This is a genomic window from Plantibacter sp. M259 (assembly GCF_006065115.1).
Classification (GTDB): Bacteria; Actinomycetota; Actinomycetes; order Actinomycetales; family Microbacteriaceae; genus Plantibacter; species Plantibacter auratus.
This window is the reverse complement of sequence record NZ_CP040750.1, coordinates 282,014-304,456: the sequence shown is the minus strand read 5'-3', so window position 1 is coordinate 304,456 and position 22,443 is coordinate 282,014. Positions and strand designations below refer to the sequence as shown.

24 protein-coding genes are annotated in these 22,443 nt (G+C 67.9%); 16 read left to right on the top strand and 8 right to left on the bottom strand.

The genetic code is table 11. From position 1 onward, the window contains the following. Positions 1 to 50 precede the first annotated feature (50 nt). From FGL15_RS01430 to FGL15_RS01375, 12 genes are all read left to right on the top strand, one after another. Positions 51 to 719 (top strand): L-threonylcarbamoyladenylate synthase, encoded by a 669-nt coding sequence (locus FGL15_RS01430; RefSeq protein ID WP_085513240.1) that lies wholly within the window; start codon positions 51 to 53, stop codon positions 717 to 719. Next, entirely contained in the window at positions 716 to 1,981 is a 1,266-nt protein-coding gene (locus FGL15_RS01425; protein WP_086473957.1) for an MraY family glycosyltransferase, read from the top strand. The genes FGL15_RS01430 and FGL15_RS01425 overlap by 4 nt, the downstream gene beginning before the upstream one ends. Further along, a complete protein-coding gene (locus tag FGL15_RS01420; protein ID WP_086473956.1) occupies positions 1,978 to 2,463 on the top strand; it encodes a hypothetical protein in 486 nt (161 codons plus the stop codon). Before FGL15_RS01425 ends, FGL15_RS01420 begins: the two co-directional genes overlap by 4 nt. A 274-nt stretch (positions 2,464 to 2,737) precedes the next feature. Beyond that, positions 2,738 to 3,517, top strand: a complete 780-nt coding sequence (gene atpB / locus FGL15_RS01415) for a F0F1 ATP synthase subunit A (RefSeq protein ID WP_175117868.1) — start codon at positions 2,738 to 2,740, stop codon at positions 3,515 to 3,517. A gap of 46 nt (positions 3,518 to 3,563) precedes the next feature. After that, on the top strand, positions 3,564 to 3,797 hold the full coding sequence (gene atpE, locus FGL15_RS01410; RefSeq protein ID WP_064295310.1) for an ATP synthase F0 subunit C: 234 nt from the start codon (positions 3,564 to 3,566) through the stop codon (positions 3,795 to 3,797). 30 nt (positions 3,798 to 3,827) lie between these two features. Further along, positions 3,828 to 4,379, top strand: a complete 552-nt coding sequence (locus tag FGL15_RS01405; protein ID WP_064295311.1) for a F0F1 ATP synthase subunit B — start codon at positions 3,828 to 3,830, stop codon at positions 4,377 to 4,379. Continuing rightward, positions 4,379 to 5,176 (top strand): F0F1 ATP synthase subunit delta, encoded by a 798-nt coding sequence (locus FGL15_RS01400; protein WP_138944676.1) that lies wholly within the window; start codon positions 4,379 to 4,381, stop codon positions 5,174 to 5,176. The genes FGL15_RS01405 and FGL15_RS01400 overlap by 1 nt, the downstream gene beginning before the upstream one ends. 109 nt (positions 5,177 to 5,285) lie before the next feature. Further along, positions 5,286 to 6,914, top strand: a complete 1,629-nt coding sequence (gene atpA, locus FGL15_RS01395) for a F0F1 ATP synthase subunit alpha (RefSeq protein ID WP_071262368.1) — start codon at positions 5,286 to 5,288, stop codon at positions 6,912 to 6,914. 3 nt (positions 6,915 to 6,917) lie between these two features. After that, on the top strand, positions 6,918 to 7,811 hold the full coding sequence (locus tag FGL15_RS01390; protein ID WP_086473954.1) for a F0F1 ATP synthase subunit gamma: 894 nt from the start codon (positions 6,918 to 6,920) through the stop codon (positions 7,809 to 7,811). A gap of 47 nt (positions 7,812 to 7,858) precedes the next feature. Continuing rightward, entirely contained in the window at positions 7,859 to 9,325 is a 1,467-nt protein-coding gene (gene atpD, locus FGL15_RS01385; protein WP_079707188.1) for a F0F1 ATP synthase subunit beta, read from the top strand. 2 nt (positions 9,326 to 9,327) lie between these two features. After that, the gene (locus FGL15_RS01380; protein WP_064295316.1) at positions 9,328 to 9,603 is read left to right on the top strand and encodes a F0F1 ATP synthase subunit epsilon; all 276 of its coding nucleotides are present in this window, start codon (positions 9,328 to 9,330) and stop codon (positions 9,601 to 9,603) included. Between the two features lie 4 nt (positions 9,604 to 9,607). Continuing rightward, complete coding sequence (locus FGL15_RS01375) at positions 9,608 to 10,369, top strand: YaaA family protein (RefSeq protein WP_138944675.1); 762 nt, start codon at positions 9,608 to 9,610, stop codon at positions 10,367 to 10,369. A gap of 10 nt (positions 10,370 to 10,379) precedes the next feature. On the opposite strand, the gene FGL15_RS01370 is transcribed toward FGL15_RS01375, so the two are convergent. Together FGL15_RS01370 and FGL15_RS01365 are read right to left on the bottom strand one after the other, a co-directional pair. Beyond that, a complete protein-coding gene (locus tag FGL15_RS01370) occupies positions 10,380 to 10,967 on the bottom strand; it encodes a DNA-3-methyladenine glycosylase I (protein WP_138944674.1) in 588 nt (195 codons plus the stop codon). Continuing rightward, a complete protein-coding gene (locus FGL15_RS01365; protein ID WP_240773718.1) occupies positions 10,964 to 11,512 on the bottom strand; it encodes a methylated-DNA--[protein]-cysteine S-methyltransferase in 549 nt (182 codons plus the stop codon). Before FGL15_RS01365 ends, FGL15_RS01370 begins: the two co-directional genes overlap by 4 nt. A gap of 108 nt (positions 11,513 to 11,620) precedes the next feature. Between FGL15_RS01365 and FGL15_RS01360 the strand changes: the two genes are divergently transcribed. Further along, positions 11,621 to 12,589, top strand: coding sequence for an aldo/keto reductase (locus FGL15_RS01360; protein WP_138944673.1), 969 nt, complete (start codon positions 11,621 to 11,623; stop codon positions 12,587 to 12,589). A 9-nt stretch (positions 12,590 to 12,598) separates the two neighbouring features. On the opposite strand, the gene FGL15_RS01355 is transcribed toward FGL15_RS01360, so the two are convergent. After that, positions 12,599 to 14,365 (bottom strand): BCCT family transporter, encoded by a 1,767-nt coding sequence (locus FGL15_RS01355; protein WP_240773716.1) that lies wholly within the window; start codon positions 14,363 to 14,365, stop codon positions 12,599 to 12,601. Positions 14,366 to 14,629: 264 nt separating this feature from the next. Here FGL15_RS01355 and FGL15_RS01350 point away from each other — a divergent pair, with 264 nt between their 5' ends. Beyond that, positions 14,630 to 15,685: a glycoside hydrolase family 6 protein gene (locus FGL15_RS01350; RefSeq protein ID WP_168223268.1), complete on the top strand. Its 1,056-nt coding sequence runs from the start codon at positions 14,630 to 14,632 to the stop codon at positions 15,683 to 15,685. Positions 15,686 to 15,740: 55 nt separating this feature from the next. Next, positions 15,741 to 16,694 carry a response regulator transcription factor gene (locus FGL15_RS01345; protein WP_370281981.1) on the top strand — a complete coding sequence of 318 codons (954 nt, stop codon included), beginning with the start codon at positions 15,741 to 15,743 and terminating at the stop codon, positions 16,692 to 16,694. Positions 16,695 to 16,758: 64 nt separating this feature from the next. Here the strand turns inward: FGL15_RS01345 and FGL15_RS01340 are convergent, their stop codons facing one another. Together FGL15_RS01340 and FGL15_RS01335 are read right to left on the bottom strand one after the other, a co-directional pair. Continuing rightward, positions 16,759 to 17,136: an Hpt domain-containing protein gene (locus tag FGL15_RS01340; protein ID WP_138944670.1), complete on the bottom strand. Its 378-nt coding sequence runs from the start codon at positions 17,134 to 17,136 to the stop codon at positions 16,759 to 16,761. Then, positions 17,133 to 18,629 (bottom strand): glycosyltransferase family 2 protein, encoded by a 1,497-nt coding sequence (locus tag FGL15_RS01335; RefSeq protein WP_138944669.1) that lies wholly within the window; start codon positions 18,627 to 18,629, stop codon positions 17,133 to 17,135. The genes FGL15_RS01340 and FGL15_RS01335 overlap by 4 nt, the downstream gene beginning before the upstream one ends. A gap of 199 nt (positions 18,630 to 18,828) precedes the next feature. On the opposite strand from FGL15_RS01335, the gene FGL15_RS01330 reads away from it, so the two are divergent. After that, positions 18,829 to 19,467 (top strand): hypothetical protein, encoded by a 639-nt coding sequence (locus FGL15_RS01330; protein WP_240773714.1) that lies wholly within the window; start codon positions 18,829 to 18,831, stop codon positions 19,465 to 19,467. Between the two features lie 19 nt (positions 19,468 to 19,486). Here FGL15_RS01330 and FGL15_RS01325 read toward each other — a convergent pair whose 3' ends face one another. Genes FGL15_RS01325 through FGL15_RS01315 form a run of 3 tightly spaced genes read right to left on the bottom strand, consistent with a single transcriptional unit; the run spans position 19,487 to position 22,391 of the window. Further along, a complete protein-coding gene (locus tag FGL15_RS01325; protein WP_138944668.1) occupies positions 19,487 to 19,723 on the bottom strand; it encodes a hypothetical protein in 237 nt (78 codons plus the stop codon). 14 nt (positions 19,724 to 19,737) lie between these two features. Then, positions 19,738 to 20,658, bottom strand: coding sequence for a hypothetical protein (locus tag FGL15_RS01320; protein WP_138944667.1), 921 nt, complete (start codon positions 20,656 to 20,658; stop codon positions 19,738 to 19,740). Beyond that, positions 20,655 to 22,391: a cell wall metabolism sensor histidine kinase WalK gene (locus FGL15_RS01315; RefSeq protein WP_138944666.1), complete on the bottom strand. Its 1,737-nt coding sequence runs from the start codon at positions 22,389 to 22,391 to the stop codon at positions 20,655 to 20,657. Before FGL15_RS01315 ends, FGL15_RS01320 begins: the two co-directional genes overlap by 4 nt. Between the last annotated feature and the right edge of the window lie 52 nt (positions 22,392 to 22,443).

Here is a 22,443-nt window from a genome sequence, read left to right as displayed (position 1 = left end):
CCGGCCGACTGATCACCGATCGGCGGCCCCGTTCAGCCAGGACCCACCACATGCCGCAGACCTTCGATTGCCAGGATCACGCGCAGCTGCTCGCCGGGATGCGCCTGGCTCGGACGGCCCTGGCCCGGGGTGAGCTGGTCGTGCTCCCGACCGACACGGTCTACGGGGTGGCCGCCGACGCGTTCTCGCCGGCCGCGGTGCAGCGCCTGCTCGACGCGAAGGGTCGGACCCGGCAGTCACCACCGCCCGTCCTCGTCTCGGGTGTGAACACGCTCGAGGCCTTGGCGGCGTCCGTCCCCGATGCCGTGCACCGGTTGGTCGAGGCGTTCTGGCCCGGCGGCCTGACCATCGTGCTCGAGGCACAGCCGTCGCTCGCCTGGGACCTCGGCGAGACCGCGGGCACGGTCGCGCTCCGGATGCCGTCGAACCCGGTGACCCTCGAACTCCTGCAGGACACCGGCCCGCTCGCGGTCTCCTCGGCGAACCTCACCGGCCGACCGGCCGCCACGTCCGCCGCTGCCGCGCTCGAGATGCTCGGCGACTCGGTCTCGGTCTACCTCGACGGCGGCGAGAGCGGCGAGCAGTCGTCGACGATCATCGACGCGACCCGACTCGGCACGGCCGACGAACGGATCGTCGTCCTGCGCGACGGAGCCGTCTCCCGTGAGGCGATCCGCGACGTGGTGGGCGATCTGCTCCCCGAGCCTCGCGAGCCATGAACCAGTTCTCCGGGTACCTCATCGTGCTCGTCGTGAGCGCGGGCATCACCTTCGGCTTCGCGCACCTCGCGCGGCGGGTCGGCGTGAAGTACGGTCTCCACCCACCGATCCGCGAACGCGACGTCCACCAGACGCCGACGCCGCGCCTCGGTGGGGTCGCGATGTTCATCGGCATCCTCGTCGCGTTCGGCGTGGCCTGGCAGCTGCCGTTCTTCGACCTCGTGTTCGCCGATCCTGAGCCGGTGCTGGCGATCCTCGGAGCCGCCCTGTTCATCGTCGGGATCGGCGTCGCCGACGACCTGTGGGACCTCGACTGGATGATCAAGCTCGCCGCGCAGTTCATGGCGGCAGGGCTCGTCGCCTGGCTCGGTGTGCAGATCTACTCCTTGCCCATCGGCGGCCTGACGGTCGGCTCGTCGTGGGTGTCCTTCTCGATGACGGTCTTCGCGATCGTGCTCGTGATGAACGCGATCAACTTCGTCGACGGGCTCGACGGGCTCGTCGCCGGTGTCGCCGTCATCGCGAACACCGTGTTCTTCGTCTACACCCAGCTGCTCGTGACGTCCACCGGGGCGAGCGACTACTTCAACCTGGCCTCGCTGATCGCCGCGATCCTCGTCGGTGCCTGCCTCGGTTTCCTGCCGCTCAACTGGCACCCCGCCCGGCTCTTCATGGGCGACGCCGGTGCTCTGCTCGTCGGGCTGCTCATGGCGACCTCCGCAGCCGCCGTGACCGGCCAGGTCGACCCCGCCGCCCTCGGCCGCACGCAACTGTTGCCCGCGTTCATCCCGATCCTGCTGCCGTTCGCCATCCTGGTCGTGCCGCTCGCCGACTTCGTCCTGGCTGTCCTCCGTCGTCTCCGCGCCGGCAAGTCGCCGTTCAGCGCCGACCGGATGCACCTCCATCACCGGCTGCTCGACCTCGGTCACAGCCAGGTGCACGCCGTCCTCATCTTCTACGGCTGGACGGTCGTCATCTCCGTCGGATGTCTGGCGTTCTTCGCGGCCCCGACGTGGCTGGCCGTGCTCTTCGTCTCCGTGGGCGTCGTCACCTGCACGGCGTTCACCCTCCTGCCGATCGGGCGCCGGAGGCGGGCCGACCGGCTCGCGCAGCGCGTGGCCGCCGGCACGGAGGGCGCTCCCGGGTCGGCGCTGTACGATCGGCTCGACGAGGCCTCCGGGCAGCGCGACCCCGAGGCGCCCGTGAGCGGCGACACCCTCGACACCCTCGACTCTCTCGCCAAGAAGGACCAGCACCCATGACTCCTCCCGCCCAGGCCGGCTCGCACGCGAGCGCCAACCGGGTCTTCCGCACGGCACTCCGGTACAGCGCGCTCCTCGCGCTCGTGATCGCCGTCGTCGGGGGAGTGGTCGGCTGGAGCGTCGACGGGTCCCGTGGGCTGACGAGCGCGCTCATCGGCACCGCGATGGCGCTCGTGTTCCTCGGCATCACCTCGGTGAGCATCCTCTTCGCCAACCGCTGGTCCGGCCAGGAGTTCTTCGTCGGGATCCTGTTCGGGGTGGTGATGGGCAGCTGGCTCGTGAAGTTCGTCATCTTCCTCGTCCTGGGCTTCATCCTGAAGGACCAGCCCTGGGTCAACGCACCGATCCTGTTCGGCAGCGTCATCGTCGGCGTCGTCGGTTCGCTCGTGATCGACGCCGTCGTGGCGGCGAAGGTGCGGGTGCCCTACGTCTCGGACGACATCCTGCCGAAAGCGTCGCCGCAGGACTCCGACCCGAGCTGACGCCGCGGACGCATCCTGTCGCGTGGGAGCATGCCGGAACCGGTATCCAGGGCGCGGCCGGGGTCGCGGCTCGGAATATAGCCGTGGAATACCACCCCTGGGTTCGTCGGGGCCCGGTTTCCTTGCTAGACTCGTCAACGAATCCTCCCACTAGCACCGCTTCGGCGTGCGGCGAGGAGACATCCCCCCTGTTCGTCGCCGCGAGAGCTCTGCTCCACGCCCCCGAAACTGGAGATACGTGCTGTTCGCTAACGCCGTGCACCTGATCGCACCGATGGCCGCCGAAGATGGCGAGTTCCACGGTCCGTCGATCGACGAGTTCTTCCCCGACATCATCCTCTTCGAGGGCACGCCCTTCGCGATCAACCGGGTCATCCTGATCCGGTTCATCGCGGTGATCGCGCTCCTCCTGTTCTTCTGGCTGTCGACGCGCAAGATGCGCCTCGTCCCCGGCCGCGCACAGAGCCTCGCCGAGATGGGGCTCGGCTTCGTCCGAGTCAACATCGCGGAAGACCTGCTCGGCAAGAAGGACGGCCTCCGGTTCCTGCCGATCCTGACGACCATCTTCTTCATGGTCCTCGCGATGAACCTGACGGGCATCATCCCCGGGCTGAACCTGGCCGGTACCTCGGTCATCGGTGTCCCGCTCGTGCTCGCGCTGGTGTCCTACGTCACCTTCATCTACGCCGGTATCAAGAAGAGTCCGGGCAAGTTCTTCAAGAACTCCCTCTTCCCCTCCGGGGTGCCGTGGCCGGTGTACATCATCGTCACGCCGATCGAGCTCATCTCGACCTTCGTCATCCGCCCGCTCACGCTGACGCTCCGACTCCTCATGAACATGATCGTCGGGCACCTGCTCCTCGTCCTGTTCTTCGCGGCGACCCAGTTCTTCATCGTGAACCTCGGCGGATGGTTCGCCCTCATGGGCGTCGGGACGCTGGCCTTCGGCCTCGTCTTCACCCTCTTCGAGCTCCTGGTCGCAGTCCTCCAGGCCTACGTCTTCACCCTCCTCACCGCGGTCTACATCCAGCTCGCGGTCGCAGAAGAGCACTAATCGAGCCCGGCACCCGCCAGGTCTCACCCAACGGAAGGAAACAAACGTGGACGCAACTACCGTTCTCGCCGCCCTTGAAGGAAACATCGCGACGGTCGGTTACGGTCTCGCAGCCATCGGCCCCGCCATCGGTGTGGGTATCGTCGTCGGCAAGACGATCGAAGGCACCGCGCGTCAGCCCGAGCTGGGTGGTCGTCTCCAGGTCCTCATGTGGATCGGTATCGCCTTCACCGAGGCGCTCGCCTTCATCGGCATCGCGACCTACTTCATCTTCGTCTAAGCCCCCTTTCACATCTCCGAAGGAGGCAAGATGTTTGATGCAGTGATCATCGCTGCTGAAGAGGGCGCTCCAACGAACCCTCTCATCCCAGCGGTCTACGACATCGTCTGGTCTGCCGTCGTCTTCATCATCATCCTCGGCTTCTTCTGGAAGCTGGTCCTGCCCAAGGTGCAGAAGCTCCTCGACGACCGCGCAGCGGCCATCGAGGGCAACATCGCCAAGGCCGATGAAGCGCAGAAGCAGGCCGAAGCGGCGCTCGAGCAGTACAACGCTCAGCTCGCCGAAGCTCGTCAGGAAGCCGGCCGCATCCGCGAGCAGGCTCGTGTCGAGGGTCAGACGATCCTCGCCGAGCTCAAGGAGCAGGCCACGGTCGAAGCCGCTCGCGTCACCGCGAGCGCTCAGGCACAGATCGAAGCCGAGCGTCAGGCGGCCGTCGTGTCGCTGCGTGCCGAGGTCGGCACGCTCGCACTCGACCTCGCCAGTGGCGTCATCGGCGAGACGCTGAACGACGACGCGAAGGCCACGGCGGTCGTCGACCGGTTCCTCGCGGACCTCGAAGCGTCGGAGAAGGCAGCCAAGTAATGGGAAGCGCGACCAGAGAAGCACTCGCCTCGTCGAAGGAGGCCCTCGCCGCCCTCGGCGCCGGGGCCGATCTGGCCACCGCGGACGGACTGTTCGCAGCGGGCCGGGCCATCGGCGGCTCGAGCCACCTGAGCGCAGCGCTCAGCGACCCCGCAGCCGACGCCGGTGCCAAGCGCACCGTCGTCGAGCGGATCTTCGGCACCCAGCTGAGCGCTCAGGCGCTCGGCCTGCTGCAGACCGTCGTCGCCGGCCGCTGGTCCAGCGAGGCCGACCTGCTCGCAGGCATCGAGGAGCTCGGCCTCCGGGCCGCCTCGATCTCCGCCGGCGCTCAGGGCGACATCGAGGCCGAGTTGTTCGAGTTCGGGAAGCTCGTGTCGAGCAACCACGAGCTCGAACTCGCCCTCAGCAGCAAGCTCGGCTCGTCCGCTGCGAAGGGCGCCCTCGCGGCGTCGCTCCTCGCGGGCAAAGCGAGCCCGCAGACCGTCAGCATCGTCGGTCAGCTCGTGCAGCAGCCCCGCGACCGCCGGATCGGAGAACTGCTCCGGTACGCATCAGGCATCGTCGCCGACCAGCAGGGCCTCGCGGTCGCCACGGTCACGGCAGCCGCACCGATCGAGGCGTCGCAGCTCCAGCGCCTCGAGCGCCACCTCGCCACGGCCTACGGCCGTCAGGTGAAGATCAACCAGGTGATCGACCCCGCCGTCGTCGGTGGACTGCGCGTGCAGCTCGGGGACGACGTCATCGACGGCAGCCTCGCTGCCCGACTGAACGACCTCCGTCTGCAACTGGCCGGCTAACGGCCCGTGCAGCGCGGGGACCGGCCCGACGGTCTCCACAACTCAAGACGTTGATCCTGACGGATCGCACCTCTCGGAACCCCCGGGTTCCACAACCAAAAGGAACATGATGGCAGAACTCACGATCAGCCCAGACGAGATCCGGGATGCTCTCAAGGACTTCGTCAAGGCCTACGAGCCCGGCACCGCCGCGGCCACCGAGGTCGGACGCGTGATCGATGCCGCTGACGGCATCGCCCACGTCGAGGGCCTCCCGGGCGCCATGGCGAACGAGCTCCTCCGCTTCGCGAACGGCACCCTCGGCCTCGCGCTCAACCTCGACGAGCACGAGATCGGCGTCGTCGTCCTCGGTGAGTTCGACGAGATCGTCGAAGGCATGGACGTCACCCGCACGGGCGAGGTCCTCTCGGTCCCCGTCGGCGACGGCTACCTCGGACGTGTCGTCGACACGCTCGGCAACCCGATCGACGGGCTCGGCGAGATCGCCAGCACCGGCCGCCGCGCACTCGAGCTCCAGGCTCCGGGCGTGATGCAGCGCAAGTCGGTGCACGAGCCGCTCCAGACCGGTATCAAGGCGATCGACGCCATGATCCCCGTCGGCCGTGGCCAGCGCCAGCTGATCATCGGTGACCGCCAGACCGGCAAGACCGCGATCGCGATCGACACCATCATCAACCAGAAGGCCAACTGGGAATCGGGCGACGTCAACAAGCAGGTCCGCTGCATCTACGTCGCCATCGGTCAGAAGGGCTCGACCATCGCCTCCGTCAAGGGTGCGCTGGAAGAGGCCGGCGCGCTCGAGTACACGACGATCGTCGCCTCGCCTGCCTCCGACCCCGCCGGCTTCAAGTACCTCGCTCCCTACACCGGTTCGGCCATCGGCCAGCACTGGATGTACGAGGGCAAGCACGTCCTGATCATCTTCGACGACCTGTCGAAGCAGGCCGAGGCCTACCGCGCCGTCTCCCTCCTCCTCCGTCGTCCGCCGGGACGCGAGGCCTACCCGGGTGACGTCTTCTACCTGCACTCCCGTCTGCTGGAGCGTTGCGCGAAGCTGTCCGACGAGCTCGGCGCCGGTTCGATGACGGGTCTGCCCATCATCGAGACCAAGGCGAACGACGTCTCGGCGTACATCCCGACCAACGTGATCTCGATCACCGACGGCCAGATCTTCCTGCAGTCCGACCTCTTCAACTCCAACCAGCGCCCCGCGGTCGACGTCGGTATCTCCGTCTCGCGCGTCGGTGGTGACGCTCAGGTGAAGAGCATCAAGAAGGTCTCCGGAACGCTGAAGCTCGAGCTCGCGCAGTACCGCTCGCTCGAGGCGTTCGCGATGTTCGCATCCGACCTCGATGCGGCCAGCCGCCGTCAGCTCGCCCGGGGCGCCCGCCTCACGGAGCTGCTCAAGCAGCCGCAGTACTCGCCGTACCCCGTCGAGGAGCAGGTCGTCTCGATCTGGGCCGGAACCAAGGGCAAGCTGGACGACGTCCCGGTCGAGGACGTCCTCCGCTTCGAGCGTGAACTGCTCGACTACCTGGGTCGGAACACCGAGGTCCTCACCACGCTGCGCGACACCAACGTGCTCGACGACGACACCGTCTCGAAGCTCGATGCCGCTGTCGACCAGTTCAAGCTCGAGTTCCAGACGGGCGAGGGCGCTGCCCTCGGTTCGGAGCAGGTCGAGGAGCTCCCGGTTGAAGACGTCAACCAGGAGAAGATCGTGAAGGGTCGCCGCTAGTCCATGGGCGCTCAACTCCGGGTCTACACGCAGAAGATCAAGTCTGCGCAGACGACCAAGAAGATCACGAAGGCGATGGAGCTCATCGCCGCGTCGCGCATCCAGAAGGCGCAGGCGCGGGTGGCGGCATCCGGACCCTATTCTCGTGCGATCACTCGTGCCGTGTCCGCCGTCGCGACGTACTCCAACGTCGACCACGTGCTCACGACCGAGCCGGAGAAGGTTGAGCGGGCTGCGGTCGTCGTGTTCGCATCCGACCGAGGCCTCGCCGGCGCCTTCAACTCGCAGGTCCTCCGTGAGGCCGCTGAGCTGACCGAGCTCCTGCGCAGCCAGGGCAAGGACGTCACGCACTACCTCGTGGGCCGCAAGGCCGTCGCCTACTTCACGTTCCGACGGATGCAGGCTGCGGGCCAGTGGGTCGGCAACACGGAGAACCCCGACTTCGCGACGGCGCAGGAGATCAGCGAGTCCATCCTCAAGGCGTTCCTCACGGACGCCTCCGAGGGTGGCGTCGACGAGATCCACATCGTCTACAACCGCCTCGTGAGCATGATGACGCAGACCCCCGAGGTCGTCCGTCTCCTGCCCCTCGAGGTCGTCGAGGGCGTCGAGGAGCCGACCGACACCGCTGTGCTGCCGCTGTACGAGTTCGAGCCGGATGCGGAGAGCGTGCTCGATGCACTGCTCCCGAACTACATCGAGAGCCGGATCTTCAACGCGCTGTTGCAGTCCTCCGCCGCGAAGCACGCCGCGACGCAGAAGGCGATGAAGTCGGCCAGCGACAACGCCGACAAGCTCATCACCGACTACACCCGCCTCCGCAACAACGCGAGGCAGGCCGAGATCACCCAGCAGATTTCCGAAATCGTTGGCGGCGCAGACGCGCTCTCGTCCTAGTCATCGCAACACGCACACGTATCTGTAGAGACAGAGAAGAGAAGAACATGACTCCCACCGCAACTGCCGAGCAGGGCGCTGCAGAGGTGAAGGCCGGCGCCGTCGGCCGCATCTCCCGCGTCACCGGCCCGGTCGTCGACATCGAGTTCCCGCACGACGCGATTCCGGGCATCTACAACGCCCTGAAGACCAGCGTCGTGATCGGCGAGCAGACGATGGTCCTCACGCTCGAGGTCGCACAGCACCTCGGTGACGACCTCGTCCGCGCCATCGCCCTGAACCCCACGGACGGCCTCGTCCGCGGCCAGGAGGTCACCGACACGGGTTCGCCCATCTCGGTGCCCGTCGGCGACGTCACCAAGGGCAAGGTCTTCAACGTCATCGGCGAGGTGCTCAACGCCGAGCCCGGCGAGCAGATCGAGATCACCGAGCGCTGGCCGATCCACCGTCAGCCGCCGCCCTTCGACCAGCTCGAGTCGAAGACGCAGCTGTTCGAGACCGGCATCAAGGTCATCGACCTCCTGACGCCGTACGTCCTCGGTGGCAAGATCGGTCTCTTCGGTGGTGCCGGTGTCGGTAAGACCGTCCTCATCCAGGAGATGATCCAGCGCGTCGCGCAGGACCACGGTGGTGTGTCGGTGTTCGCCGGTGTCGGCGAGCGTACCCGTGAGGGCAACGACCTCATCCACGAGATGGAAGAGGCGGGTGTCTTCGAGAAGACGGCTCTCGTGTTCGGCCAGATGGACGAGCCGCCGGGAACGCGTCTGCGCGTCGCCCTCTCTGCGCTGACGATGGCGGAGTACTTCCGCGACGTCCAGAAGCAGGACGTGCTGCTCTTCATCGACAACATCTTCCGCTTCACCCAGGCCGGATCCGAGGTGTCGACCCTGCTCGGTCGCATGCCGTCCGCCGTGGGCTACCAGCCGAACCTCGCCGACGAGATGGGCCTCCTCCAGGAGCGCATCACCTCGACGCGTGGTCACTCGATCACCTCGCTGCAGGCGATCTACGTCCCCGCCGACGACTACACCGACCCGGCTCCGGCGACGACCTTCGCCCACCTCGACGCGACGACCGAACTCTCTCGCGAGATCGCGTCGAAGGGTCTGTACCCGGCCGTCGACCCGCTGACGTCGACGAGCCGTATCCTCGACCCCCGCTACCTGGGTGCCGACCACTACCGCGTCGCCACCACGGTCAAGCAGATCCTCCAGAAGAACAAGGAACTGCAGGAGATCATCGCCATCCTCGGTGTCGACGAGCTCTCCGAGGAGGACAAGATCACGGTGTCGCGTGCGCGCCGGATCCAGCAGTTCCTCTCGCAGAACACCTACATGGCGAAGAAGTTCACCGGTGTCGAGGGCTCGACCGTCCCGCTGAAGGACACCATCGAGTCGTTCGACGCCATCGCCAAGGGCGAGTTCGACCACGTCGCCGAGCAGGCCTTCTTCAACGTCGGTTCCATCACCGACGTCGAAGAGAAGTGGGCTCAGATCCAGAAGGACAACGGCTGAGCATGGCTTCCGCTCCTCTGACCGTGAGCGTCGTCGCGGCCGACCACGAAGTGTGGTCCGGCCCGGCACGCCAGCTGATCGCGAAGACCGTCGACGGCGAGATCGGTATCCTGCCCGGCCACGAGCCGATGCTGGCCATCCTCGCCGCCGGTGAGGTCCGTGTCACGCTCGAAGACGGCTCGAAGATCGTCGCGAACGCTGAAGACGGCTTCCTGTCGGTCGAGAACAACACCGTCACCGTCGTGGCCGGCAACGCCACGCTCGTGACCAGCTCCTGATTCAGTGCTGATCCTCCTTCCCCCTTCGGAGACGAAGCGGGACGGCGGCGACGGACGAGCCCTGGACACCGCCCTGCTGCGGTTTCCAGGGCTCTCCTCGTCCCGGAACGATTGCCTCGGCGCCCTGGTGTCGCTCGCTGCCGATGAGGCAGCGACGGTGAAGGCCCTGAAGCTCGGCCCCAAGCAGATCGGTGAGGTCCAGCGCAACCGCATGGCAGCGACGTCCGCGACGATGCCGGCGATCGACCGGTACACCGGAGTGCTGTACGACGCGCTCGATGCGGCCACGCTCCCGCCGGATGCCCGACAGTTCGCAGCTGAGCATCTGGTCGTGCACTCGGCGTTGCTCGGCCCGGTCGGCGCACTCGATCCCATTCCGGCGTATCGGCTCTCCCACGACTCCAGGCTCCCCGGATTCGTCCTGAAACGTCACTGGGCGGTGCCGGTCGCGCGTGAGCTGAACGCCGTCCCGGGCCTCCTGCTGGACCTGCGCTCGGAAGGTTACGCTGCGCTCGGACCGTTGCCGGACCGCCCCGGTGCCGTCTACCTCCGGGTACTCACGGTCGGCGACGATGGCCGCCGCCGGGCGCTCAACCACTTCAACAAGCAGGGCAAGGGCCGGTTCACCCGCGCGCTGTTGGAGGCCGGTGCCGACCACCCTGACGTCGACTCGTTGCTCGACTGGGCGCGGTCGACCGGATGGGTGCTCGACGTCCACGCCCGTGCCGACGACGGTCGGGTGACCGAGCTCGCCCTCGTCGTCTGACCGCTCCGGATCAGGGAGCGCTCTCGGAGCGCCAGCAGCCGACGAGGTGGTCGTCGACGAGCCCTCCGGACTGCATGAGGGCGTACATCGTCGTCGGGCCCACGAACCGGTAGCCGCGCTTCCGCAGGTGGGCGCTGAGCGCGGTGGACTCAGGGGTCACCGCGGGGACCTCGGTCCACTGGGCGAACCGTTCGGGCCGTGGCGGGGGAGCGAAGCTCCAGAAGATCTCGTCCAGGTCGTCGCCCAGCTCGAGCGCGGTGCGGGCATTGCCGATGACCGCGTTGATCTTCCCGCGGTGCCGGATGATCCGGGCGTCGTCGAGAAGGCTTTCGACATCCGCCTCCGTCATGGCTGCGACGGCGTCGAGGTCGAACCCGTGGAACCGTTCTCGGAAGGCCGGTCGCTTCCGGAGGATCGTGATCCAGGAGAGTCCGGCTTGGAACCCCTCGAGACTGATCTTCTCGAAGACCTGACGCTGTCCGTGGAGCGGTACGCCCCACTCCTCGTCGTGATAACGCTGGTACTCCGCGTCCGTCCCGGCCCAGGCGCAGCGGGCCAGACCGTCGGTGCCGACGATGGTCGGGGAGGCTGGACTCATCGGCGGTACTGGATCCCTTCGTGGTCGAGGAGCCAGCGCTTGGTGGCCGGTCCGTCTCCGCCAGAATAGCCCGTCACGATCCGCCCGGTTCCGAGGACGCGATGACAGGGGATGAGGAGTGCGATCGCGTTCGCCCGGACCGCCTGGCCGGCCGCCCGGCCACCCTGCGGGGCACCGGCCGCGGCCGAAAGGGCGCCGTACCCGATGGAGTCGCCGAACGGCACCTCGGCGAGCGCCGACCAGACCGCCTGCTGGAACGGCGTGCCGGTCGTGACGAGCGGGAGCTCGAACACGGTGCGTCGTCCGCGGAAGTACTCGTCGATCTGCTCCGCGGCGTCGAGGAGGACCGCGTTGGGGCGTTCGTCCACTCCATCGAGGGGGAGCCGCCCGTGGCGCTCGAAGCGTACGGCTGATACCGCGTCGTCGACGGAACGGAGCTCGATCCGCCCGACCGGCGTCGGCATCCGGAGGAAGCCCTCGGCGGCCGGGTCGGCGGTGGCGGAGCAGGGGAGTGCGGGGTCGGTGACGGTGAGGTGTGTGGTCATGCACCGACCGTAGGAAGCCGGTGATCGGCGTGGTGCGTCACGTGGTCGTCGCCTCGACCTCGGGGTCCGACGGGTGCCTGTGGAGGACGGTCGGGCTAGCCTGGATGCATGTCTGATCTCAGCTATCGCCCACTCGGTCGCAGCGGCCTCCTCGTCTCAGCGGTCGGCATCGGTTGCAACAACTTCGGACGCGAGGGCACGGTCACCGAGAGCCTGGACGGCACGAGAGCCGTCGTCGACGCGGCGATCGACGCCGGGGTCACCCTCTTCGACACCGCCGACATCTACGGCAGGGAGTACGGGCTGAGCGAAGAACTCCTCGGGCAGGCGATCGCCGGACGGCGGGATGAGATCGTGCTCGCGACCAAGTTCGGCCATGTGGACTACGAGAGCCCGATTCCGAACTGGGGTGCCAAGGGCTCCCGTCGCTACATCCGGCTCGCGGTCGAAGGTTCGCTCCGCCGCCTGGGCACCGACTGGATCGACCTGTACCAGCTGCACACCCCCGACCCGTTCACACCCATCGAGGAGACGATCGCGGCCCTGGACGAGCTCGTCCACGAGGGGAAGATCCGCTACGCCGGCCACTCGAACTTCGCCGGTTGGCAGCTGACCGAGGCGGACTGGGCGGCTCGCACCGCCGGCCACCCCGCCTTCATCTCGGCCCAGAACGAGTACAGCCTGCTCGTCCGGGGCGCGGAGCGCGAGCTGTTCCCGGCCATGCGCGCCGCCGGTGTCGGCTTCCTCCCGTACTTCCCGCTCTACAACGGTCTGTTCACGGGGAAGTTCTCCCGCGACGGCGGGCCGGCTGACAGCCGCATCATGCGCCAGCGCAAACACCTGCTCGACACGGCTCCTTGGGACGCAATCGAGGCCTACCAGGCTTTCTGCGACGAGCGCGGCATCTCCATGCTCGAGGCGACCTTCGGCTGGTTGCTCGCCCAAGACGGGCTCACGAGTGTCATCGCCGGCGCGACCACTCCGGAGCAGATCCGCGCGAACGCCGCTGCCGGTTCGTCATGGTCGCCGACCGCCGAGGAAGCGGCCTGGATCTCGGACCGCTTCCCCGCCGGTTGAGTCACGCGGTCAGTCCTTCGAACGGGGCTGCTTCGGATCCTGCTTCCGAGGGTCCGTGGACACGGCCGATGATCCCGGGGCGTCCGGAGACGCGAGCTGCCGGAGGTCGAGCTGCGCGGTCATCGTGCCGAAGTGCTCCGTGACCTGCTCGGAGACCTGATCCGACAGCTGTTCGCTCACGTCGGCTGAGACGCTCTCGGTGAGCTCTGCGGCGAACAGGCGACGTTTCGCCCGCTGCTCCCGTCGCACCTCGATGCCGAAGGCCTTGAACGAGGAGACGCACATGAGGATGATCACGATGCTGAAGGGCAGCGCGGTGATGATGGCCGCCGTCTGCATCGACGCGAGCCCGCCCGCGATGAGCAGCGAGATGGCGAGGAGGCTCGTCACGAGTGCCCAGGCGATCCGGACCCGGTTCCGCGGCTCCGTCCCGCCGGTCGTGAGCATGCCCATCACGAGCGATCCCGAGTCGGCCGAGGTCACGAAGAACAGGAGGATGAGCAGCAGGGCGCCGACGGTCGCGATCGATCCACCGGGGAGGCCGGCGAGCATGTTGAACAGGGCGGTGTTGAGGTCGACGGGACCATCCGCACCGCTGAAGTCCCGGCCCTCAAGCGACTGCATGATGGCGGTGCCGCCGAGCACGGCGAACCAGAGGAAGGTCACGAGGGTCGGGACGAGGAGGACGCCGAGCACGAACTGCCGCACGGTGCGGCCCTTCGAGATGCGGGCGATGAAGACGCCGACGAAGGGTGCCCACGACATCCACCAGCCCCAGTAGAAGGTCGTCCAGGAGGACTGCCAGGCCTCGCCGGCAGCACCCTGGTACGCGGAGACGTTGAAGGTGAGTCCGACCACGTTCTGGAGGTACGCGCCCATCGACTGCACCCACTCGCGCAGGAGGAACAGCGTCGGGCCGGCGAACAGGACGAAGAACAGGAGGAGCCCGGCGAGGATGAGGTTGGTGTTCGAGAGCCACTTCATGCCCTTGTGCACGCCGGAGACGAGGGAGAAGATCGTGACGCCGGTGATCACGAGGATGAGGACGACCTGGGTGAGGATGTTCGGCTCGGCGATGCCCGTGTAGCCGAGGCCTGCGGAGATCTGCAGCACACCGAGCCCGAGTGAGGTCGCGACGCCGAAGACGGTGCCGATGACGGCGATGGTGTCGATCGCGTTGCCCCAGCCGCCCTGCACGCGCTTCCCGAGGAGCGGTTCGATCGCCCAGCGGATCGACATCGGCCGTCCCTTGCGGTGCACGGCGTAGGCCAGGGCCACGCCGACGACCGCATAGATCGACCAGGCGTGGAGGCCCCAGTGCAGGTACGTCTGACTCATCGCCTGCTGGGCGAGGGACTGCTGCGACCCCGTGACGCCGGGGCGCGGTTCGAGGAAGTGCGTCAGCGGTTCACCGACGCCGTAGAAGACGAGCCCGATGCCCATGCCAGCGGCGAAGAGCATGGAGAACCAGGACAGGAGCGAGAACTCCGGTTCGTCGTCGTCCTTGCCGAGCTTGATGTCGCCGAACTTCGACACGGCGAAGACGATGGCGACGATGACGAAGGCCGCGACGAGGAGGACGTAGTACCACCCGAGACTCCCGATGATGCCGGACTGGATCGAGCCGAAGACGGACTCGGCCTGCTTCGGGAGCAGGATCGAGAACAGCGCGACGCCGAGGATGACGACGAGGGAGGGCCCGAGCACCCACGGGATGACTTTCGCGGGCGCACCACCGGCGACCGCGTCGGAGGTGGGGATGGTCTTCGTGCTCACGTGTGCGCTCCTCGGGCCCTGGGGCGACCCTGCGTCGCTCCGATCATCAAGGGTAGGGAGCCGCGGCGATCCGGACAACGTTGCGGAGCGGGCCCTGGTGTGCAGTCCCAGTGGGAGGTGCGCTGACGGAGGTCGGCGCGTCATCGGACCGTCCGCACAGCCGCTGAGCGAGTCCGTCCCCCACTCGGGGCACGGATTCACGCGAAACGGCACTACGGCCGGACATTGTCGGGCACAATTGCGGATGACCATGCAGGAGGATCCGTGCCGAGAACGCCCCGCGACCGACGACGTACCCGGACGGCCGTCGCGCTCGGCGTCGTCGCCGTCCTCCTCGCCGGCGGTGCGCTCGCGGTGTCGCTCGTGAGCCGCGTCCCGAATGCGGCCGCCGGCCCGTTCGACGGAGCCCAGTTGTACGTCGATCCGTCCTCGCTGGCCGCCCGCGCCGCCGCGGCCGATACGGCGACCCAGGAACCGACGAGTTCCGCCACGGCCGGGACGAGCGGCGGTTCGAGCGGCGACCCGACCGACCTCGCCCAACAGCTCGCAGCGGCGGAGCGGATCGCGGCGGAGCCGACCGCGATCTGGCTCGTGCCGGAGCGCTACCCGATCGGAACGGTCCGGGACACCGTCTCGGAGATCGTCCGGTCAGCCGAACGCGCCGGCTCCATGCCGGTCTTCACGGTCTACGGCATCCCGGAGCGGGATTGCGGCAACCAGTCGGCAGGTGGGTTGTCGAGTGACGAGTACCAGGACTGGGTCGCCGAGATCGTCGCCGCCGTCGCGGATCATCGCGTCGCCGTCATCCTCGAACCGGACGCCGTGGCGCTCGCGCCGGACTGTGGTGACCGCACCGCGCGGATGCGGCAACTGACAGCCGCGACCGAGCAGTTCGCGGACGCATCCGTCCCCGTGTACCTCGACGGCGGGCACTCCGACTGGCGACCGCCCGCCGAGATGGCCGAGCTCCTCCGGGAGGCCGGTGTCGCCGATGCCACGGGCTTCGCCACCAACGTCTCCAACTACAACACGACCGAGGACGAGATCGCCTATGCGGAGGAACTGAGTGGCCTCCTCGACGGCGCCCACTACGTGATCGACACCTCTCGGAACGGCAGCGGCTCGAACGGCGAATGGTGCAACCCGTCCGGCCGGACCGTGGGTCAGCAGCCCCTCACCGCGCAGGCCGAACACCTCGACGCGAACCTCTGGGTGAAAGCCCCCGGCGAGAGCGACGGAGCGTGCAACGGTGGCCCCCTTGCTGGGGTATGGTGGCCGGAGCAGGCCGTGCAACTGGCCAAGGGATTCAGCGCGTGGTGAGTCGGGAACGGCCACATCCGGCACGTCGCTGACGGGTGGAACGGGTAGGTGCATCGTGACCGAAGAGCTGAGCGAACGTCGGACCGCGGTCGTCATCGAAGACGACGCGGACATCCGCCAACTGCTCGAGACCGTCCTCGAGCAGGCCGGCTTCGAGACGGTGTCTGCGGCGAACGGTCTCGACGGCGTCGAGGCGGTGCGGACACACAACCCGCTCGTCACGACCCTCGACGTCAGCATGCCGGGTATCGACGGGTTCGAAGCGGCCAAGCGCATCCGCGCCATCAGCTCCACCTACATCGTCATGCTCACCGCCCGCGGCGACGAGATCGACACCCTGCAGGGCCTCGACTCCGGCGCCGACGACTACATGACCAAGCCGTTCCGTCCGCGTGAACTCCGTGCCCGCATCGAGGCGATGCTCCGTCGGCCTCGCGCGAACGGTGATGCTCCTGCCGTCGCTGCGGCGGCACCGGCACAACCTGCTCCGACCGCGGTCGCGTCGGCCCCCGTCGCTCAGGTCGCTCAGGCCCAGGTCGCCGCGCCGCCGCTGCAGCAGCAGGTGTCGTCGCCCGACCCCACGATCGTCCACGAGACCGTCGCCCGTCATGCCGCGCCCGTCGGGCAGTCGGTCGTCCCGATCATCATGCAGCCGTCCGCCGCGACGCCGGACGACGGCGAGGGGTGGCTCGTCCACCGTGGTCTGAAGCTCAGCTCGGCGACCCGCATCGTCGAGGTCGACGGCACCGAGGTCGACCTCACGCGGAGCGAGTTCGATCTGTTGCAGGCACTGATGGAGTCACGCCGTCGGGTGCGCAGCAAGGCTGATCTCGCGCTCATGCTCCGTGGCGAGAGTTACATCACGGCCTACTACGTCAGCGAAGCCGACAAGCGTGCGATCGAGGTGCATCTCGCGAACCTGCGACGGAAGCTCGCCGACAGCACGGTCGCGCCGCGGTTCATCGAGACGGTGCGCGGCGTCGGCTACCGCATGACCTCCGACGACTGAGACCGCCGCGGTCCCGACCGCGACGGAGCCGCGCCGGCGACGAACCACGCCCGGCGGCCGGGGCTCAGGAATCCGCCGCGTCCGCCGCGTCGAGTTCGAGCAGTCGTTCGCAGCTGCGACGGCCGACCTCCTGGAGGGCGGTGTGGATCTCGCGTACCCGATCGAGTCGCCCCAGCTCGAGCGCCCGGAGCCCGGCACTCGCGAGTCCGGCCACCCCGACGACGCCCAGCATGACGCTCGACGAGCGGATGCTCAGGAGGACGACCTTGGACTCGTCGGGGTCGTCGGCGTCGAGTGCCGCTCCCAGACGCGCCAGACGAGTCGGCCACATCTCGACGTAGGTCTGGACGAACCGACGACGACTGCGCAGGTCGCCCGAGAGTTCTCGGAGCAACCTGCGCAGTTCGTCGGCGTCGACCGTGCCCGGGTCGGGGGAGGTCACACCCGGTAGCCGCGCTGACGACGGATGAGCTTGCCGAACATGCTGAGTGTCTGCAGCACGGTGATGACGCCGAGGACCGGCCATCCCGCCCAGAGGATCGTTGACTGGACGACGGGGGAGAGCTGGGTCCAGGCGGCGACGATCGCGATGATGGCGGCGAGGACGAACAGGAGTGGCGCGAGGTGCGCGTTGCCCGAGCCTCGTTCGGCCTTCGCCTGCTCGGCCCAGTTGTCGACCTTCTTGTTCGATGCGAACTTCGACCAGGCGCGGATGAAGTGCCCCATGCGGATCCACATGTAGAACTCGGCCGGGAAGATGAGGACGGCGAAGAGGATGTCGCGTGCGTTCCGCTTCTTCATCGACAGCGCGATGCGCAGGTTGAGGAAGATCGCGACCAGCGGCGGGATGAGCCACACGGGGCTGAACACGAAGGCGTGGATCGACAGCGAGCCGGCGAGCAGCACGAGGAAGAGGATGCGCGTGACGATGTTGAGCAGCATCTCCGCGTTCTCGAGCCACCGCAGTCGCAGGTTCGGGTGGAACGGCTGCCCCTTGGTGTCGCCGCGCTGGCCCGGCCACATGAGCTCGATCGCGCCGTAGTTCCACTTGACCTGCTGGGCGTCGAGCGACCGGACGGTGGTCATCCCACCGACGTCGGCGCGGGCGCGGGCGCTGATCTTCGTGAGGTAGCCGGCGCTCTTGATCTGCAGCGACAGGAGCGAGTCCTCCACCTCGGAGTCCTTGACCCACGGGGTGGACTGGTGGTTCTGCTCCATGGCGTCGCGCAGGGCCTGGACGGAGAAGATCGAGTACTGCCCGCCGAGCACGGCCATGTTGCGTCCTCGGAGCATGTTCTGCATGTTGAACGCGGCGAACTGCGTGCGCTGGCCGGCGATCAGGAACGCCGGTACGAGCTGCTTCTTGAACGGCTCGTCGTCGATCGAGAAGATCGCGGAGATGCCGCCGATGCGACTGTCCGAGACGATCTCCGCCTCGAGCGACTCGATCGCGGTCGGATCGGCGACCGTGTCGCCGTCGACACCGAGCAGGTAGTCGTAGCCTTCGACGAGCGTGAAGCCGTAGTTGAGCGCGCCCACCTTCTTGTCGGGGTTCTTCCCGATGTCGTGGATGAACACCTCGGTGAACTGCTCGTAGCCGTCCTCGTCGACCCGGGAGTGCGGGCCGGCGTAGGGCGCGGCGACGTCGACCGACCGGTCCGTGGTGTTGTTGATGACCACGTGGATCACGTCGGGCATCCGCGTCTGCTCGAGGAGGGACGCGAGCACTGCCGGTAGCGACTCCTCCTCGTTGTAGGCGGGGATGATGCACCCGATGGTCGCGCGGTACTCGGGGAGCGAGTTGACCGAGTCGATGAATTCGTTGGCGTACGCTTCAAGTTCGGGCGCGAGAAGCGGCTGCGTCTGAATGTACCGAGGGTCAGGCTGCTGGGCGTTGGGCCGAGAGCTGTCCGGTCGCGCTTCGAGTTCTGACATCAGGGGTCCTGTTCCGAGTGGGTCGAGTGCAGCGGGTCGCGCTGCAGTTGCAACTCTGCCGCGTTGGGCGCGGCTTTCGCGCGTGAATGCGATAGCGTCGGCTCAGGATTTCCTCAAGATTCGCGCTGGCCCCAGTTCGTGGGTCATGCGGAGCCTCGAGGGCCACTCGATCATCCCTCCGACACCCGCCAGGAGCCTCATGTCGAACCACCCAAGCCCGGTCCGGAACCGGCACGTCAGGCACGCCCTCCAGGCCGCGACCGCCGTCGCGCTCGTCCTCGGGCTGAGTGCCTGCGGAACGCCTCCCTGGGAGGAGCCGGGTGCGCAACCGACCAGCTCGCCGCGCGTGTCGAAGACGCCGAGGCCGACGGTGAGTGCGATCACCAACGAACTCGCGAGCGGGAGTGCCAAGCACACGCTCACGGCGGGCTCCGCCACCCTCACGGTCGACTACTGGTCCACGCTGTCGATGGATGCGTGGACGGCCGACGTCAACAAGCCCGTGAGCTTCTCGCTGAGCGGTGTCCTCAACCCCGACGACCTCCAGGCGCTCTACCTGTCGCGGGTGACGCTCACCACGACCGTCCACGGGCCCAAGGGGCAACTGGAATCGCCCGCGCCGTTCACCGACCAGTCGACGGTGGCTCCGGGGTACCTCATCAAGGCTCCGTACAGCTACAGCCAGACGTTCGTCCTCCCCGAGGTGGACAGTGCCGCCACGGGCGTCACCTTGACGATCACCTACGAGCTGCTGGTGCAGGCGACGCCGACGTCTGCCGAGTACGCGAAGCAGACGGCGGTGGACACGCTCACGATCGCGATCGCCCCGCCCGCCTGACCGAGCTCGGTCCGAGCCGTCAGCGGTCCGTCGGCGACGCCGAGGCGAGGACCGTGCGGTTCCCGCCGGCCGCCGCGGCCCGCTGGCTGGCGTCGCTGGCGGCACGCGTGAGGACGGCGACGTCGTACCCGAGATAGTCGGTCAAGGCGATCCCGATGCTCGCCGTCGGGCGCAGGCGCGGCGTGGTCTCGACGGGGTGGTCGAGCAGGCCGTCCTGGATGCCCTTGGCCGCCTGGAGCGCGACGTCGGCGTCCACCGCGGGTGTCGCGATCAGGAGACACCCGGCGCCGTCCTCGCCGATGTCGGAGAGCGTCGGACCGTACCGACGGACCGAGGAGATGAACCCTCGGCGACCTCACTGCTGAACGCCGCTCCGAACGCCGTCTTCATCTCATCGAGGTCGTCGAGCCGGATGTGGAGGATCGCGAGTTGCTCGTCGTGGAAGTTGGCCCGTTCCAGCCAGTCGTCGACGATCCGGACGAAGGACTCCTGGAGGAGCACGTCGTCACCGGTGTACGCGACGATGCTCCCGTGGCGTCGGCTCGCGGGCGCGGCGCGCTCGGCCCGCAGGACCGAGAGCACCACGGTCGCGACGATGAGGAGCGCGATGAGCAGCAACGAGGCGGCCACGGTCCCGAAGAGCGTCGTGAACAATGAACCGTCCGGCCCCTCCACGAGGAGCGCGATCAGCCGAGCGGCGAAGAACAGGGACGCGATGCCGAGCACGATGGTGAAGCCACGGGTGGTCGGGTTGTCCCGCATCGCGCCGACCAGCGTCTCAGCAGCGCCGAGGCCCGCGAAGAGGGCGATGCAGAGGAACGTCGCGGGCGCGCCCGCCCAGGGGCCTCCCGAGGGCCCGGCGGCGAGCGCGGCGACGATCGTGACCGCTGTCCCGATGAGCGAGACCCAGAGCAGACTCGACTTGCCGTTGAAGAGCCGTGCGCCGGACCACAGGGCGGCGATGCTCAGCACGTATCCACCGTTCCCGGCGGCGATCGCCCACCAGGCCTCCTGGCTGAGCGCGCTGACGACGTAGGAGAAGCTGGTGAACATCCCGGCCATGTAGGACACGGACCACACCCGCCCACTCGCGTCGTCCTTCCGCATGAAGGTGTTGACGATGAACGTGGCGCCGCAGACGAAGATCACGAGCGCGTTGATCACCGCGACGGTCTGGCTGTCGAAGGTCATTCGGTCCCGCCTCTCGGAATACGGACGACCGCGGTCGTGCCTTCACCGAGCACGCTGTGGAGGGTAAGGTCGCCGCCGTGCAGGCGGACGATGTCCCGACTGATCGCGAGGCCGAGGCCGCTGCCGTGCACCGTGGAGTTGCGGACGAGGTCGGAGCGGAAGAACCGCTCGAAGAGCTTCGGCTGATCCTCCTCGGAGATGCCGATGCCGGTGTCGCGCACGATGACCCAGGCGGTGTCGCCCTCCGCGGTGACGCCGACGCTCAGCTCGCCGCCGTCGCGGTTGTATTTGATGCCGTTCGAGAGCAGGTTGTCGACGACCTGGCGGAGACGGAACGGGTCGGCGAAGAGCGGCACGGCCTCCTCGTCGTGGCGCACGATCGTGATGTTCCGTTCGGCGGCCACGTGGGCCAACGACTCGACCGAGCGGTCGACGATCTCCCGGAGCTCGCACTCGGATCGTTCGAGCGCCATGGTCCGGTTCACGTCGCGGGAGGCGGCGAGGATGTCCGCGATGAGTTCGAGGAGTCGATCACCGTTCGTCTGGGCGATCGTGAGCTGCTTCGCGACCCGCGGTGGGAGCCCCGGGTCGTCGAGCGCGAGGTCGAGGTAGCCGAGGATCGACGTCAGCGGCGTCCGGAGTTCGTGCGAGACGGAGGCGACGAGGTCGTCCCTGGCGCGGATCGCGTTGATCTCGCTCGTGACGTTGCGTGAGACGAGGACCGTGCCGTCGTATCCGCCCTCGTGGTCGTAGAGGCGACGCGAGGTGAGCGCGAGGGCGATCCGCTCGGTGCCGGGGGCGCCGAGCCACACGGTGAGGTTCTCGAACTCCTCACCCCGGCGTGCGCGGATGTAGGGCTTGTCCTGCGGCTGGAGGAGGGTCAGTCCGTCCTCGGCCCACACCGGGAGTGCGGGATTGACGTCGGACAGCTCGCCGACCTCGTCCTGCAGCCGCGTCTGGAACCGGTTGACCATCGCCCGCGCCCCGATGCGGTCGAAACGGACGACGCCGAAGTTCACGGCGTTCAGGATCTCCGCGAGGCGGCTCTCCTGGTCCTGTGCGCGCCCCAGGGCGGTCTCGAGCTGTCCGGCCTGCTTGTTCAGCAGCACGCGCTGTGCCTCCGTCCGCTTCGCCGTCATCGCGGTGGAGACGGCGACGAACGCGAGGACCGTCGGCAGGATGACGAGCGCCGGCAGGTTGGCGATGGTGATGTCCCCCGGGGTCATCGCGAGGGATGACCAGCTCGACGTGCAGACGAGCACGATGGCGGTCACGGCACCTGCGAGGCCGAAGGCCGTCGCCATCCAGATGGTCGGGAAGACCCAGAGGAGTCCCGCGCCGATCAGGGGCTCGCCTTGCCGGATGAGCGCGATGGCGATGATGTCGAGGATCGGGAGCGCGATGAGCAGCCGCGGCACCTGGTGCCAGGGCACGATCGGCGCGAGCGCCGTTGCGATGAACGCCAGGATGACCCCGATGTAGAAGAGGACGGAGTTGTCGTCGACGCCCTGGAACAGGAGCGTGGCGAAGAGGATGGCGACGACCGCCAGGCCGAAGAGCAGCTGTGGGAAGGCGCTGTAGCCGGTCATCCGGCCGACGCGTCGTGGGACCTCGACCGCGTGCGGGCCCGTTCTCGTGGGGCCGGTGTCCGCGAGACCGGGCGCCGAGGCGGTGTCACCCGACGCCGACGGGCCGGACGGGGGAGTCCGTTCTCCGATCGGCTTCGCGGGCATGGGTTGAGCGTACCTCTGTCGGGGGTGGCGGAGCGTGATACGAGGGACGGCT